The following is a 15,810-nucleotide window of genomic DNA, read 5'->3' as shown; positions in this document are numbered from 1 at the left end:
TCAGTTCACACTCACTCGTATCGCACCCGCCACCGCCAGCGGCGCCAGCGTCAGGGTTAACACCATCAGTCCGGCTAATAATACCACCTGACCCACTACCGGCGCACCCACCAGTGCGCCCTCAACTGCCGCCGCCGCAAAGATCAGCAGCGGGATAAATAAGGGTAGCAATAACAGGCTCAGTAACGCGCCACCGCGCCCTAAACTTACTGTCAGCGCCGCACCGATAGCGGTCAGCGCACTCAGAATCGGCGTCCCCAGCAATAAGGTCAGCAGCAAGGTGCTCCAGCCTTCCACCGGTAATTTCAGTAGTAAGGCGGCCAGCGGCGCCAGGATCACGAGCGGCAGGCCGCTCAGCAGCCAGTGAATAGCAATTTTTGCCAGCGCCAGCACCGGCAGCGGTACCGGCAACAAAATCATCTGCTCCAGGCTACCGTCCAGATAATCATCACGGAATAGCCGCTCCGAGCCCAGCAGCGCCGCCAGCAAGGCAGTCACCCAGATCACCCCGGCCGCAATACGCCCCAGCACATCAGGGCCAGGCCCCACGGCCAGCGGGAATAACGACACCACCATCAGCACGAACAACAGCGGATTGATGATATCGCTACGCCGGCGCAGCGCCACTTTCAGGTCGCGCCGCATCAGGGTTTTCACCACCTGCCAGGTTGAAGCCTTAATCATGCGCTTCCGGGCTCCGGATAATGAGCTGCTGAAGCTGTGGCGGTTGCCAGCTGAGTGGCTGATGGGAAGTAAGAATCAGGGTGCCGCCATGCCCGGTATGTTCGGCAAAGCGTTGCTGCAGCAGTTCGATGCCAGGCTGATCCAGCGCCGTGAACGGCTCATCCAGAATCCACAAGGGTGCCGGGCTGAACCATAACCGTGCCAGCGCGATACGGCGCTGCTGGCCGGCGGATAACTGCTGCGCGGAAATATCTTCCAGCCCGAGCAGGCCAACGGTTTCGGCCAACTGCCAGGGGTCATCGATAACAACCCCGTCAAAGCCAGCCTGTAATTCAAGGTTTTCAAGCGCGGTAAGTTCACTTTTAACGCCCGGCTTATGGCCGATAAACAACAAGCGCCGCTGCCACTGTTCCCGATCGACATCAGCCGGCTCACCAAACAGTTCCACCTGCCCCTGCAGCGGCTGCAGCAGCCCCGCGATAATACGTAACAGGGTTGATTTGCCAGCACCATTGGGGCCTTGCACATGCAATACGCCGCCGGCCTCTACCTGCACGTCTAAATCGGCAAATAAAGTACGGCCAGCACGCACTGAAGTTAACTGCTGGGCGTTGACAACCATGGTCATGGACGGCTCTGGCTCTGCTCTGGCAACATCAAATTAAGGCTGATCCTACCACAGGTTCACCCTGTGGTAGAACAATCAACGCTTAGTTTTCAGTCATCAGCACACTGTGTGTTTCATTGCTGCTGAGGTTAGTCACCTGAATCACTGACGGATTAAAGGTAAAGCCCGGCTTGCTGAAGTAAATATCCAGGTTGGTACCGGCGGGAACCCCGTTACAGGCGAAGTTGCCGGTATCGGCGCTGCCCTGCTTCGAATAGCTACAGGTCACATTGAGGTTCGAGGTAGTCACCTGCACATCTTTATACTGGTTCTGCTTACAGGCCTGCTGATAGATATCCAGACAGTTGACCTCACCGGTAACCGAGTACAGCGTAGTGCCATTGGAGTTGCTGTCATCATCAACAGTTACCGTCAGGCTACTGGTGAGGTCCGCCATCTCATCCGGATGAATGCTGATACTACCCAGCACGCTGGCGTTGCCTTCGCGGGCGGTAATGGTCATTACCGACTCGCCACCACTGGTGGCATTCACCCGGCCCCGGGAATAGGTACCGTAAAAGTCATTGATCGGGTCGACCAGGGTCTGAATCGGTTCATTGGTTACCTCGGCGACCGCCGGCTGCGAGGCCGACCAGTCTGCCAGTAGCGTCAGGTTCACTTCGTAGAAAGGCACCTTGGCCAGCCAGTCGGGTTCATTGTTGATAATGGCGGTCTGCACCGCCTGCAGATGATCAGGTGTCATATCATCAAGGTAAATGCCCCGGCCTATCAGCTGATAAGCGCCCGGCAATACCGTCATATCTCTGTCCGCAAGTGGCGCCGGCATACTTCCGCCGGTTACCAACGCCCGTACTACATCGCGCACGTAATCGGTGTAAGCAGCGGCTCCGGCACTGTCAATCAGGTAATCAGCACTGGTTGCGGTCAGGGCACGGAACTGCCAGTCCGGATACATGGCATAATAACCGCCGATGCGGCGCATCCGACACGACTCCTGATAGACATCGGTAAGTGCGGCCTGTACCAGTTGCCCGTTATCATAGCGGAAATGCCGGTGATCGCCGCTCGGCAACCGGTCAGATAAAGCCTCCTGCCGGTAAACCAGTCCGGCGTTCACCATCTCGTTGTTATCGTGATGATCGCGACAGCATTGGGCACAAAGTACCGGTTGATCGCCGTCAGCCGGCTCGCCCTGCATTTTATTATCTAGCTGCTCCCCGGCCTGCGGATCCAGCGCCAGGCGGCCATCCTGCAGTATCAGCCGGTTGGGCTCAAATCCTTCATTACCGATACCGGTAAAGCGACAACTGCAGTTTACCGTGACAAAGTCCTCCACCCGCTGGGTTTGCGTGGCTTCATCATAAGTCACCGTATTAAAAGTCACCTGCAACTTATCACCGCGACGCTCAACCTGGGGCGTCGGCTTGGTGGTTTCTTTGATTTGATAAGCGACCGCGGAGTCATCGTCAGTCAGCTTCACGGCAATAACTTCAGGTGCAGCCCCGGGATTATAGACCACTTTAGGGCCAGGTCTGGGCGCTGGTGATGTCACCACCAGACCACCATCACGGGCGGTAATGCGGCTTAACCAGGCTTCAAGTAACAAGCTTTGCCCCTCACCACCGCGGGCAACCCAGTCAACGTCTATGGTGATGGCTTTCGAGTCTGGCTGCGCCGGCAACGGATCAGGCAGGCCGGTGTCGCCGGTAGTCAGCCAGGCATCCGCGTAATAATAAGGGTCTACCTGCCAGTTCAGGGTGTAATTTTTGTTATCCCGGGAGACCGTAGTACTACCCGAACTGATGTTCGCGTATTCAGTAAAACGTAACTGCTCCAGCTGTTGCTGGGCAATTTCCAGCGCCGCCGTGCGTTCGGCCGCCCGGGTCGAACTCTGAATAAAGGTGCGCTGTAAACTGACCAGCCCGGCAACGCCTACCGCAATAATGAGCAGGGCCACCAGCAGTTCAACAAAAGTAAAGCCTCGTGTGCGTCGATCAGAAATCATGCCAGCTACCTCCCACCCGGTGAACACGCCGGAACGCACCGTTGGTTACCACGTTAGTTAATACTTGCCCGTTGTAACGAACCGTCAGGTTACCATTAGATAAATCCGGATCCCGGTTTGACATCACTGCGCCCTCAACCATGGCGCCGCCGTTCATCTTGAAATCATAAGGCGTGGTATTGCCGGGCGTATTAAAGCCGAATACCATGCCATAAATAGTGGCACCGCCGTTCATGGTCAGATCAGCATTCTGCACGATTAAAGCTACCGGCTCATCGGCACTCCCGATAACATCACCGGAACCCAGTGAGCAAGCACCGGTTACCCAGATCAAGCCAGTTGAAGCTGGTCCCAGATTGTCACAGCTGGTGTATTCCACTTCGGCCATTGCCCGCAGATCTTCCCAATTGGCTTCAGGCACGCCGAACAGATAATCCAGAAGATCGTCCGGAAAATTAGGATCGTTATCCAGTATGTCCATACCGTGGTCGCCGCGTTCGCTGAACGGCTGCGACGAGCAATTGCCAGCATCAAACTCCTGCTGGCCGCAAGTGGTGCCGTTACCATTAATATCCACGTTATCGCTGGTCCAGATCGACAACGGCACGCCATCGCCGCCGCCATCGGGGTTAGCCACAATCTGGAAGCTACCGGATACATTCATACTACCGCGAATCGCAACCGGGACATCCGGCGAGCGGCGCACCAACGGAATCACCGCCAGTTTCATGCCCAGGGATCGCACCCCGCGGCCATCGGCTGAATTAGCCGTTAAGTCCACATTGACAATATCCACGGCGCCACGCGGGGTATCCTCAAAGCGCTGGCCGCTAAGCGTGGCTGAATAAGTGGCAGCACCAATAACACCGGTCAGAGTGCGATTCAGATTAGTACGATCATCATTGACCCGCATCACTACTTGTTCCAGGGCGGCTTCAGCCACCATCATCGCTTCCTGACTGGCGATATGGTTGCGCATGATGCGCTGCTCCTGCACCTTAAAACGCGCGGTGTATAAGGTAACCAGAATAATGATCGCCAGCAGCAGTACCGTCAGAGTCAGCGTCGCGAACCCCCGGTTGGAGCCGGATAAAACCGTGACATCAGAACGCATTGCGGATTACCACCTGTGTTGACAGCTCGCGGGTAAGCGTAGGGTCATCTGCCAGCGCCAGTTGCAGATTCACATCAATCACTTGTTCATTAACCAAGTCGAGCATACGTTCGGTCAGCGTAAACGTCAGCCCGGTAACCCGCACCATATCGGTACTGGTCAGGCTCTGCCAACCATTTGAAGTACAACTGGCCGAACTCTGCCGCCGCTGCACCAGAGCGCCCTGCAAGCGATAGCCAAAGTTTTCTGCTGCGCCATCATGCAGGCCGTTTTTATTTTCATCGTAGCTGAAGCTAATGCAGCTGTTCGCTGGTTCGCCACTATAGTTGGTGATAGTAATTGAGTTATCAAAGGCCGTAATGGCGGCAGCGGGATCAGTAATCAGCAGTTCAGCATCGGCACGGTAGCCGGCCCGGCGTAAGTCCCCTGTCATCAGAGCCATCAGCGCGTTCGCTTCTTCATTCAGCTGGCTTTGCTGCAGACTTCGTGAATTCACGCCAAGCGTATTGGAAAATACGGCGGTCAGTGCCGCCATCAACAGCAGCCCCAGCGAAATCGTGATCATCAGTTCCACCAGCGACAAACCGCGCTGGCGGGAATGGCCTGATATCATGTGCATGTCGGATAACCCCCAATGTCGCCTAACTGGCAGTAGCGCACGCGCCCCAGCACACTTACAATAACCCGCACTTCGGCGTCCATTACCCCATTTTCGAGTAGCTGATAACGCACACTGCCGGCATGCCCTTCGGCTAACCCGCGAACAGCATCAAAGCGGGTATAGCTGCCGCTGCTGAAGTTGGCTCCGGCCAGCGTAACGCCAGTAAAATTATCGCTCGACTGCGCCCGCAATACCCCGTCAATACTGCAATTTTCTGTCAGACAATTGCAGTTATTGCGATCGGTTACCGCGGCGCACCAGTTGGTACCATCCTGTTGCCATACAACAAAGCGCTCTTCACCGCTGCGCAAAGCGTCCGAGCGGGCATACTGCAACAACGCATAGGAATCCTGAGCCGCGCTCTGCAGCCGCATCGTGCGGGCGATATCGAGCATTGCCGGCACCCCGGCGCCCAGTACCAGACTCAGGATGACCAGGGTTACCATAGCTTCAATTAAAGTGAAGCCGGCAACCCGGCCTAAGCCGCTGTTAACTGTATGTATAGTGCGCATTGCGTTCCATCTGAAAATAGCGTATCAAATAACAGAGCCCTTAAATGCTAGTCAGTTACATCATAGTGCAAAAAATCATCTTTTACGACAGGGGGAATAAATGCAAGTTAAAAAAACGTTGAAAGGTATAACCCTGATTGAATTAATGGTGGTGATTGCCATCATCGGCATTCTCGGCGCCATCGCCTATCCGTCTTATGTTGGCTACGTGCAGGAAGCGCGCCGCGCTGATGCTATCGCCCAGCTGCTTGAACTGCAAATGGCGCAGGAAGAGTGGCGCTTACGCAACAGCAGCTACGCTGACCTGGCCTCGCTGAATGTCACTCCCAGCAGCCAGTACTACAGCTTCAGTACCAGCAATGTCGGCATGGAAACTTACACGCTGACCGCAACCGCCACCGGTAGTCAGACGGGAGATGTGAACTGTACCAGCATCAGTCTTAACCATAATGACGAGAAAACGCCGGCCGAATGTTGGTAAGGTTTACCCGACGTTAGTTACGCGCAGCTCAGGCGGAATTGAAAAAGTGATGTTTTCCAGGCGACCACTGCGCTCACGTGCCGTGGTACCGCCCCATTCCTGCAGCTGGCGGATCACGTCCTGTACCAGCACCTCGGGGGCCGAGGCTCCCGCAGTAACGCCAACGCGCGCTTTATCGCTCAGCCAGTCGCGGTCAATACAAGAAGCATCATCAATCAGATAAGCGGTTGTGCCCATTTTTTCAGCCAGCTCACGCAGCCGGTTCGAGTTTGAACTATTGCGGGCGCCAACCACCAGCAATACATCCACTTCGCCGGCCAGTTCGCGTACGGCGTCCTGACGGTTCTGAGTGGCATAACAGATATCGTCCTTGCGCGGCCCCTGCACATCGGGAAATTTAGCCCGCAACGCGTCGATCACATCCGCGGTATCATCCACCGACAAGGTGGTCTGGCTCATATAATGCAGTTCCTGCGGATTTTTTACCTGCAGCTTTTCAACATCAGCGACCGATTCCACCAGGTAAATTCCACCACTGGCGTTATTGTACTGGCCCATAGTGCCTTCCACTTCGGGGTGGCCGGCATGGCCGATAAGCACGCACTCGTGCCCCTTCCGGCTGGCGCGGGTCACTTCCATATGCACCTTAGTTACCAGCGGACAGGTAGCGTCAAACACCCGCAGGCCACGGTCTTTGGCGGCCTGACGCACGGCCTGGGAAACGCCATGGGCAGAAAAGATAACAATATTGTCATCGGGAATTTCGTCGAGTTCTTCAACAAAAACGGCGCCGCGCTGACGCAGCGAATCCACTACGTATTTGTTATGCACCACTTCATGACGCACATAAATCGGCGGTTCAAAAATTTCCAGCGCACGCTCGACAATGGTGATCGCACGATCAACGCCGGCGCAAAAGCCCCGCGGATTAGCTAGTACAATCTCCATAGTCCCCTCCTTACGGGTTTACCTTACGGATTTACTTCAATAATTTCGACGGCAAACCGCACCCGCTGGCCAGCCAGCGGATGGTTAAAATCTATGGTCACAAACCGCTCGTTCACCGCCCGCACAATACCCGGTAAATCCGTGCCATCAGGTTGGGTAAAGGCGATAATAGCACCCACTTCCGGCTTGGTCTGGTCGGTGAACTTGGTGCGGTCGACCTGATAAATATTATCACGGTTCGGCTCACCAAAGGCATCTTCGGGTGCCAGCTCGAACTCACGCTCATCGCCGGCCCGCAGGCCCACCAGACAAGCTTCAAAATTATCCGTCAGCGAGCCATCGCCCATCCGGCATTTCGCCGGCTTACCGCTCATTTTGGTGCTGTCGGCAACCGAGTCATCACTGAGCTTAATAGTAAAATGCAGGACCACTTCACGGCCATGTTCAATTGGCAGACGCTTGATCATTTTGCCGGCTCCTGACGCTGTTCAAAAAAGGCTTCCAGTAACATCAATACCGCGCCCACAGAAATCGCCATATCGGCGATATTAAACGCTGGCCAGTGCCAACCGTTGGCGTGAACATCGATAAAATCAATAACGTAACCATACATCATGCGGTCCAGCACGTTGCCAAGGGCCCCGGCCAGGATCAGCGCAAACGCCAGGTTCTGACGCCATAAGCTGGCAGCATTACGCCGCAGCCAGATGATCAGCACAATACTCACCGCAATCGCCAGGCCAGTGAACAGCCAGCGCTGCCAGCCGCTCTGATCCGCCAGAAAGCTAAAAGCCGCACCGTAGTTACGCACGTAGGTGAAATCCACAAAAGGCATCACGTTGATGCTTTCGTAGAGATCAAACACCCGGATCACCCACTGCTTGGTCAACTGATCCAGCACAATCAGCGCCAGCGTCAGCCACAAAAAGCGCAGACCCGAAGCCTGCTTAATAGCTTTCATATCAGGCAAAATGACGTTCCTCACCGGCGCCGGCGACATTACTGACGCAACGCTTACACAGGGTTGGGTGGGAATCAATGGTGCCCACTTCCGGACGATGGTGCCAGCAGCGCTCGCACTTCACGTAAGGCGATTTGGCAACCTGTACCCACAGCCCTTCAATTTCAGTTTCTTTTGCTGTGGCCGGTGGCTTGGTGCTGACTTCCACCTTCACCGCAGACGTCAGCAGCGCAAAGCGCAGTTCCTCGCCCAGACTTTTCAGTTTGTCGGCCAGTTCCTGCTGTGCGTACAAGGTTAATTCCGCCTGCAGCGAGCCGCCAATCACTTCATCGCGACGGGCCTGCTCCAGCGCCCGGTTCACCTCATCACGGATCTCCAGCAGCTGCTGCCAGAACGCGTTGTCTTCGTCACTGACTTCGATGTTGTCGGCACCGCGGTACCAGACCTGCGCAAATACGTACTTATCACGCTTGCTGCCGTCGGCCAGGGTGGCCGGCAGCGCCTGCCAGATTTCCTGAGCGGTAAAGTTACAGATCGGCATCAGCCAGCGTACCAGCGCCTCGGCGATATGGTACATCGCCGTCTGACATGAACGCCGTGCCACACTGTCACGCTTAGCGGTGTACTGACGATCTTTAATTACGTCCAGATAGAAGCTGCCCAGCTCAATCGAGCAGAAGTGCATGATTTTCTGTACCACCACATGGAACTGGTAGTCATCATAAGCATTCAGCAACTCGTCCTGCAGCGCCATGGCACGGGCCACAATCCAGCGATCGATGTCGACCATATCGTCAGGCTCAACGGCGTGCTGCGACGGTTCAAATTCATTGATGTTCGACAGCAGGAAGCGCGCGGTATTGCGGATACGCCGGTAGCTGTCCGCCGCCCGCTTCAGGATCTCATCAGAAACTGTCATCTCCGCCGAGTAATCCGTCGCCGCAACCCACAGCCGCAGGATATCGCCACCCAGCTTGTTCATGACTTCCTGGGGCGCGACCACGTTACCGATAGACTTGGACATCTTGCGGCCCTGACCGTCAACGGTAAAACCGTGAGTAAGTACTTGCTTGTACGGCGCCTTTTCATACATGGCAACGCCGGTCAGCAGCGATGACTGGAACCAGCCGCGATGCTGATCCGAACCTTCCAGGTACAAATCCGCCGGCCACTGCAGGCCGTCGACCTTATTCAGCACGGCTTCATGGGTCACACCCGAGTCAAACCAGACATCCAGGGTATCGGTTACCTTGCGGTATTTTTTCGCTTCCTCTTCGCCCAGCAACTCCGCCGGCTCCAGGTCAAACCAGGCCTGCACGCCATCTTTTTCGATGCGCTGAGCAACCTGCTCCAGCAACTCCAGGGTACGCGGGTGCAGTTCATCGGTATCGCGGTTCACAAACACCGCAATCGGGTTGCCCCAGGTGCGCTGGCGTGAAATACACCAGTCGGGCCGGCCGTCGATCATGCTTTCAATGCGGCTCTGGCCCCATTCCGGCACCCAGCGAACCTGTTTGATTTCGTTCAGCGCTTTGCTGCGCAGGCCTTCTTTGTCCATGCTGATAAACCACTGCGGCGTGGCACGGAAAATAATTGGCGTTTTATGGCGCCAGCAATGCGGATACGAATGGTTATAAGCTTCATGGTGAACCAGCCGTCCGGCTTCCTGCAGCGCATCAACAATATTGGGGTTAGCTTTCATCACGTGCTGACCGGCAAACATCGGGGTGTCGTCTTTGTACACGCCGTTATCACCCACCGGGTTATAGACTTCGATGTTATAGCGCTTACCGACGATAAAGTCGTCCACACCATGGCCCGGCGCGGTATGCACACAGCCGGTACCTGATTCCGTCGTCACGTGCTCGCCCAGGATCACCGGCAGTTGGTGGTCAAACAGCGGATGGTGCAACTGCATCAGTTCCAGCGCTTCACCCTTGGCATAGCCCAGATTGTGATAATGGCTGATGTTCCAGCGCTCCATCACCGAAGTCACCAGATCGGTGGCGACAATCAGTCGCTGGGCCGGACGCTCGTCGGTCGCTTCAACCTGCACTAATGCGTAATCCAGACCCGGATGCACAGACACCGCGCGGCTGGCCGGAATCGTCCACGGCGTGGTGGTCCAGATCACCATGGCCACTTCGCCTTCACCGGCATGCTCCGCCGGATGGTCAAATGCGCTCAGCACCCGCGCTTCATCAACAACGCGGTAGCTGACATCAATCGCCGGCGAACGCTTGTCCTGATATTCCACTTCAGCTTCAGCCAACGCCGAGCCACAGTCGGTACACCAGTGCACCGGCTTAAAGCCTTGCTCCATATGGCCGTTGGCAATGATCTTGCCCAGCGCCCGCAGGCTGTCAGCTTCCTGCTGCGGGTTCATGGTCAGGTAAGGATTATCCCAGTCGCCGAACACGCCCAGCCGTTTAAAATCCTCGCGCTGCGCTTCAACCTGCGTCATCGCGTAATCCCGGCAATGCTGACGGAACTCAGCCACGGTCAGTTTCTTACCCGGCTTGCCGTATTTCTTCTCAACCTGCAGCTCAATCGGCAGGCCATGGCAGTCCCAGCCCGGCACGTAAGGCGCGTCAAAGTCACTGAGGGTTTTGGCCTTCACGATAATGTCTTTTAAGATCTTATTGACCGCATGGCCAATGTGGATCTGCCCGTTCGCATACGGAGGTCCGTCGTGCACTATAAACACCGGCTGGCCTGCCTTGGCATTGCGCACCAGGCCGTACACATCGTCGGCATACCACTGTTCCAGCATCTGCGGTTCACGCTGCGCCAGGTTACCGCGCATCGGAAACTCAGTGTCCGGCAAGTTAAGCGTGTGTTTATAGTCAGTCATCAGGCTTCCTGTTTGATCATCATCGGGCTGTTTGCGCCAGCGTATTAACAATAGGGGTATTCTACCTGCGCAGCAGGGATCGGGCTACCTCTGCATCGGCTTTAATTTGTTCACGTAAATCAGCAAAATCGGCAAATTTTTGTTCCGGGCGTATCGCCGCCACCGGAATCACTTCCAGCTGCCGGCCGTAGAGCTCACCCTCATAGTCAAACAAGTGTACTTCCAGCTGTTCGACTGTGCCTTTCACCGTAGGCCGGCGACCGACATTCGCTACACCATCCAGCAGCTCATCACCACCGGCAAGTCGCACCCGTACCGCAAATACGCCCTGCAAGGGGCTACGCAGCCGGTGTAAGCGGATATTCGCCGTGGGGAAGCCAATGGTACGGCCTTTCTTCTCGCCGTGTACTACCCGGCCGCAGAACGCGTAAGGCCGGCCCAGCATGGCTTCGGCTTCAGCAAAATCGCCGGCTTTCAGGGCAGTGCGGATAGCGGTGCTGCTGACCCGCTGTTGCTGCTGCCGGTAACTACGGGTATCCACCACCTCAAACCCCAGGTCCTTGCCGGCACGCTGCAACAGCGCAAAGTCGCCTTCGCGGTCTTTGCCGAAACGAAAATCATCGCCCACTACCAGAAACTCAACGCCCAGCTGTTCCACCAGAACCTTTTCAATAAAAGTACTGGCCGGCAGGTTGGCAAACTTGCGATTAAATTCGATCACAATATGGCGATCAATACCGCGCTCGCGCAGCGCCAGATGTTTTTCGCGGAAATTCGTCAGACGGGCCGGGGCTTTGTCGGGCTGAAACAATTCCTGGGGCTGTGGTTCAAAGGTCATCACCGCTGCGGCGGAAGCGCGCTGCCGGGCCTGCTCAGTCACCTGCGCCAGCACCGCCTGGTGGCCCAGGTGTACGCCGTCAAAGTTGCCAATAGTCAGCACGCAGCCGCGATGTTCGCGGCGAATGTTATGGATCCCACGAATGAGTTGCATAGTCGGGAATATAATCTCGTTATGTCGCTTCAGCTAAGCTGCCGATTATAGCAGCCTGACAACCGATAATGAATGCTTAGGCCACCGCGGGTTATTTCTTAATGACCGTTTTGGGTACCTTGACGCGGATCCGCAGCAGCAGCAGGGTCAGGCCGTAAGCACCGGCACCCGCGCCAATCAGCATGCTTAACTGGCCGATACGCGGCCAGATCTCAGCCGTGAGCCACCAGTCGCGCGACGGACTCAGATACCAGACCGCAGCCACAATGGCCGCGCAGCCAACCACCACTTTAGCGATATAAGTTAACGTGCCGGGGTAGCGTTTCAGCACGCCATCACGCCACAGGTTATAACCCAGTAAGCCGGCGTTAATCGCCGCCGATATCGAGGTCGCGATGGCCAGGCCAACGTAACCAAAGGGAATCGCAAACACCAGGTTCAGCACCATATTCGACACCATGGCGATAATGCCGTAGCGCACCGGACGTTTGGTGTCCTGGCGTGAATAAAAGCCCGTCGCCAGCACCTTCACCAGCATAAAGCTCAGCAACCCGCTGCCGTAGGCGTACAGACTGTAGGATGCCAGCCGCGCGTCTTCCGGAGTAAACTCGCCGCGCATAAACAGCACCATCAGCATCGGTTCGGCCAGCACCAGCAAGCCGGTCATGGCCGGCAGCCCCAGCAGGATCACGGTGCGGAGCCCCCAGTCGAGGGTGCGGCTGAATTCGTCGGATGACTTATCCACATGGCGGCTCGACAGCGCCGGCAGAATCACTGTGGCGATGGCGATGCCAAATAAGCCCAGGGGGAACTCCAGCAACCGGTCGGAGTAATACAGCCAGCTGATCGAACCGCTCATCAGAAAGCTGGCAATAAAGGTATCCAGCAGCAGGTTGATCTGGCTTACCGACACCCCGAACAACGCCGGGATCATCAGCTTGCGGATTTTGGTCACGCCGGGATCACGCCAGCCCCACTGGGGCCGGGTCAGCATGCCGGCGCGGCGGATAAACGGCAACTGGAATAAAAACTGCAGCAAGCCACCAAAGAACACACCCCAGGCCAGGGCGTACTCGGGCTGCTCAAAATACGGCGCCAGCCAGATAGCGGCGGCGATAATAGCAACGTTGAGAAACACCGGGGTAAAAGCCGCCACCGCGAACTTGCCCAGGGTATTTAATATAGCCCCGGCCAGTGCCGCGAAAGTAACAAACCACAGATACGGAAAGGTAATGCGCAGCAGGTCTGACGCCAGCACATACTTATGGCCCTGGGGCCCGTCGTGATACCAGTCCAGAAACCAGCCCATGCCGAACAGGGCCGCCACCACCGGCGACAAAATCACGCCAAGCAGGGTCACTATGGTGACTATAGTGCCTAAGGTGCCCGACACCCGGGCAATCAGCAGCCGCTGCACATCCAGCGGATGGCCCTGTTTGTATTCGGTGAGTACCGGCACAAAAGCCTGGGCAAAAGCCCCCTCTGCAAACAGCCGGCGTAAAAAATTCGGGATTTTATTGGCAAAGAAAAATACATCGGCAGCCGCACCGGCACCCATCAGGTTGGCAATGACCACATCGCGGGCCAGTCCCAGCACCCGCGAAACAAAGGTCATGGCGCTGACGACAACGCCTGACCGTGCCAGTTTACGACTCAAAGCGACTTAACCTGCTTTCTTGTCAGCGATGTAATCATCAATTAACCGCTCCAGCACATCCAGCGGCATACCGCCGCTGGTCAGCACCACGTCATGGAAGTCACGCAGGTCAAACGCATCGCCCAGTTCGGTCCGCGCTTTTTCGCGCAGCTCGACAAATTTCAGCATGCCAATCTTGTACGAGGTCGCCTGACCAGGCCAGACGATATAACGCTCAATTTCAGAGGTCACATCGGAAATCGTCATGCCGCCCTGCGACGCCATATAGTCAATGGCCTCTTCGCGGGTCCAGCGCTTGGCGTGGATACCGGTATCGACCACCAGCCGGATAGCGCGGAACAGTTCCGCCTGCAGCCGGCCCAGATCACCGTGGGGGTCGTTCTCATAAAAGCCCAGATCCGCCATCAGCTGCTCGGTATACAGCGCCCAGCCTTCGGCGTGAACTGAAAACGGCATAAAAGAACGGAAAATCGGCAGCCCGGTCATTTCCTGCTGCAACGCCAGCTGATAATGATGCCCCGGCACCCCTTCATGCACGGTCAGGGTTTTCATGCCGTATTTCGGCGTGGCCTTGATATCGTACAGGTTGGCATAAAAACGGCCCGGCCGGGAGCCGTCCAGCGCCGGCCGCTGGTAATAAGCGCCCGGTGCGTTCTTCTCAGCATACTGGGGTACCCGCACCACTTCCAGCCCGGCTTCTGGCTTACTGCGGAAGGCCGGATCAATATAGGTATAAATGTCATCCACAATAGCCGTGTAGTCGGCCAGGATCTGCTCGCGGCCGGCGTCGGTATCCGGATACAGGAACTGCGGGTCTTCATTCATCCGCTGTAATAACGCGCCGATGCTGACGTCCGCCGGATGCCCCAGCTGATCAAAAATAGCCCGCATTTCCGCATGAATACGCGCCACTTCACTCAGACCAATCTGATGCACTTCATCAGGGTTCAGATCCGTGGTGGTATTCTGCTTCAGCATATAAGCGTAATAGGCTTCGCCATCCGGCAATTTCCAGACGCCGGCGTCATTGGTCGCCAGCGGCGCCAGTTGCACGAAGTATGTATGCAAGCGACGGTAAGCCGGATACACAGATACTTCCATCGCAACTTCAGCCTGCTTCAGAAAATCCTGTTGCTCGGCCGCGGTCAGCTCAGTTTGTTCAAGCTTCTTAGCGAACGAGGTCACCATCATATTATCAGCCGGTGCCGGCTCCATGATGGTTTCCATCTGGCTAATCACCGCATCGATCACAAAGCGCGGCGGAATAATGCCTTTTTCAGTGCGTATTTCGAGATCTTCCAGCAGCTGTGAAAACTGCAGATCAACAGCATTGAGCCGGCTCACATAATGCTCAGCGTCAGTGTCATCGCTAACCTGATGCATGTCTGACAAAAACGATGGCAGGTTGGTATGCACACCACTTAGCTGGGTAATCGGATAGCCGTGCCACTGCCAGCGCTCGCCCTCAATCATGGTGCTGAGGAAGTAGTCAAAAATATCGTAGGAGATCAGATCCTGGCCGGTACGCCCTTCGCGATCATAAGAGCGGAAGGTTTCATAATTCTCGCGCAGCTTATCCATGCGTTCAGCGCGCACCGCCGGCGACAGGTTATCCAGCTCAGCGTTGTGACCACGAAAACCAAAGCCTTCCAGAATCCGCAGCTGGGTCAGCAACTGCGGTGAATTCATCGCGGTATCTAACATAGTGCGGTCATAAAACACGCGAATTGAAAACGGCTTAAACCAAATCGCATTAATAATGAGTATGGCGCCCACAACGACCACAGTCGCTAAGCCCCGTTTAGTCCATTTCCACATAAGAAACCCCGATAGTGACTGGCCGCAGCCGGATTATTATTATTTGTAGCGCCTGACGTTCGATAATAACCTAATCGGCCAGTAACTTGCATCTGTGTTTTAACGCGTAGCTTACTAAAACAGTCCAAATATCCAATCTCACGCTTGACTTTAAAGCCAAAAACAGGCATATTCCCCGCCCTAATAAACACACGCGATCTGATAACGAATTTTAGGAGTTCACCTTGGCTAACATTAAGTCTGCGAAAAAGCGCGCGGTGCAAGCGGAAAAAAACCGTCGCCATAACGCGAGCCGTCGCTCAATGATGCGTACCTTGTTGAAGAAAGTAACTGCTGCCATCGAGGCAGGCGATAAAGCTACTGCTGAACAGTCATTTACTAGTCTTCAACCAGTTCTGGATCGTTATGCGACCAAAGGCCTTATCGACAAAAATAAGGCTGCCCGGCACAAGAGCCGTTTGACTGCGAAAATCAAATCGCTTTAAGACGCTTCGTG

15 protein-coding genes are annotated in these 15,810 nt (G+C 55.7%); 2 read left to right on the top strand and 13 right to left on the bottom strand.

The window, feature by feature from the left end:
- From ccmB to IDSA_RS01340, 6 genes are all read right to left on the bottom strand, one after another.
- Window positions 1-684: a heme exporter protein CcmB gene (ccmB, locus tag IDSA_RS01365; protein ID WP_034773732.1), complete on the bottom strand. Its 684-nt coding sequence runs from the start codon at window positions 682-684 to the stop codon at window positions 1-3.
- Window positions 677-1,312 carry a cytochrome c biogenesis heme-transporting ATPase CcmA gene (ccmA, locus tag IDSA_RS01360; RefSeq protein WP_034773731.1) on the bottom strand — a complete coding sequence of 212 codons (636 nt, stop codon included), beginning with the start codon at window positions 1,310-1,312 and terminating at the stop codon, window positions 677-679. Before ccmA ends, ccmB begins: the two co-directional genes overlap by 8 nt.
- A gap of 82 nt (window positions 1,313-1,394) precedes the next feature.
- The gene (locus IDSA_RS01355; RefSeq protein ID WP_034773730.1) at window positions 1,395-3,317 is read right to left on the bottom strand and encodes a type IV pilus modification PilV family protein; all 1,923 of its coding nucleotides are present in this window, start codon (window positions 3,315-3,317) and stop codon (window positions 1,395-1,397) included.
- Window positions 3,307-4,431: a PilX N-terminal domain-containing pilus assembly protein gene (locus tag IDSA_RS01350; protein WP_051985992.1), complete on the bottom strand. Its 1,125-nt coding sequence runs from the start codon at window positions 4,429-4,431 to the stop codon at window positions 3,307-3,309. The genes IDSA_RS01355 and IDSA_RS01350 overlap by 11 nt, the downstream gene beginning before the upstream one ends.
- Entirely contained in the window at window positions 4,421-5,050 is a 630-nt protein-coding gene (locus IDSA_RS01345) for a prepilin-type N-terminal cleavage/methylation domain-containing protein (RefSeq protein WP_084694002.1), read from the bottom strand. The genes IDSA_RS01350 and IDSA_RS01345 overlap by 11 nt, the downstream gene beginning before the upstream one ends.
- Window positions 5,041-5,604, bottom strand: coding sequence for a GspH/FimT family pseudopilin (locus tag IDSA_RS01340; RefSeq protein WP_034773728.1), 564 nt, complete (start codon window positions 5,602-5,604; stop codon window positions 5,041-5,043). The genes IDSA_RS01345 and IDSA_RS01340 overlap by 10 nt, the downstream gene beginning before the upstream one ends.
- 100 nt (window positions 5,605-5,704) lie before the next feature.
- Between IDSA_RS01340 and IDSA_RS01335 the strand changes: the two genes are divergently transcribed.
- On the top strand, window positions 5,705-6,085 hold the full coding sequence (locus tag IDSA_RS01335) for a type IV pilin protein (RefSeq protein WP_034773727.1): 381 nt from the start codon (window positions 5,705-5,707) through the stop codon (window positions 6,083-6,085).
- A gap of 3 nt (window positions 6,086-6,088) precedes the next feature.
- On the opposite strand, the gene ispH is transcribed toward IDSA_RS01335, so the two are convergent.
- From ispH to IDSA_RS01300, 7 genes are all read right to left on the bottom strand, one after another.
- Window positions 6,089-7,033, bottom strand: coding sequence for a 4-hydroxy-3-methylbut-2-enyl diphosphate reductase (gene ispH, locus IDSA_RS01330; protein WP_034773726.1), 945 nt, complete (start codon window positions 7,031-7,033; stop codon window positions 6,089-6,091).
- Between the two features lie 23 nt (window positions 7,034-7,056).
- The gene (fkpB, locus tag IDSA_RS01325) at window positions 7,057-7,500 is read right to left on the bottom strand and encodes an FKBP-type peptidyl-prolyl cis-trans isomerase (protein WP_034773725.1); all 444 of its coding nucleotides are present in this window, start codon (window positions 7,498-7,500) and stop codon (window positions 7,057-7,059) included.
- The gene (gene lspA, locus IDSA_RS01320) at window positions 7,497-7,994 is read right to left on the bottom strand and encodes a signal peptidase II (protein WP_034773724.1); all 498 of its coding nucleotides are present in this window, start codon (window positions 7,992-7,994) and stop codon (window positions 7,497-7,499) included. Before lspA ends, fkpB begins: the two co-directional genes overlap by 4 nt.
- A 1-nt stretch (window position 7,995) precedes the next feature.
- Window positions 7,996-10,848, bottom strand: a complete 2,853-nt coding sequence (ileS, locus tag IDSA_RS01315; protein WP_034773723.1) for an isoleucine--tRNA ligase — start codon at window positions 10,846-10,848, stop codon at window positions 7,996-7,998.
- Window positions 10,849-10,909: 61 nt separating this feature from the next.
- On the bottom strand, window positions 10,910-11,839 hold the full coding sequence (gene ribF / locus IDSA_RS01310; protein WP_034773722.1) for a bifunctional riboflavin kinase/FAD synthetase: 930 nt from the start codon (window positions 11,837-11,839) through the stop codon (window positions 10,910-10,912).
- A gap of 91 nt (window positions 11,840-11,930) precedes the next feature.
- Complete coding sequence (murJ, locus tag IDSA_RS01305; protein WP_084694001.1) at window positions 11,931-13,496, bottom strand: murein biosynthesis integral membrane protein MurJ; 1,566 nt, start codon at window positions 13,494-13,496, stop codon at window positions 11,931-11,933.
- Between the two features lie 6 nt (window positions 13,497-13,502).
- Window positions 13,503-15,314 (bottom strand): DUF885 domain-containing protein, encoded by a 1,812-nt coding sequence (locus IDSA_RS01300; RefSeq protein WP_034773720.1) that lies wholly within the window; start codon window positions 15,312-15,314, stop codon window positions 13,503-13,505.
- A gap of 224 nt (window positions 15,315-15,538) precedes the next feature.
- On the opposite strand from IDSA_RS01300, the gene rpsT reads away from it, so the two are divergent.
- Window positions 15,539-15,799 carry a 30S ribosomal protein S20 gene (gene rpsT, locus IDSA_RS01295; RefSeq protein ID WP_034773718.1) on the top strand — a complete coding sequence of 87 codons (261 nt, stop codon included), beginning with the start codon at window positions 15,539-15,541 and terminating at the stop codon, window positions 15,797-15,799.
- Window positions 15,800-15,810 lie beyond the last annotated feature (11 nt).

The organism is Pseudidiomarina salinarum (assembly GCF_000753715.1).
GTDB lineage: Bacteria > Pseudomonadota > Gammaproteobacteria > Enterobacterales > Alteromonadaceae > Pseudidiomarina > Pseudidiomarina salinarum.
This window is presented reverse-complemented; position numbering and strand designations above follow the sequence as displayed.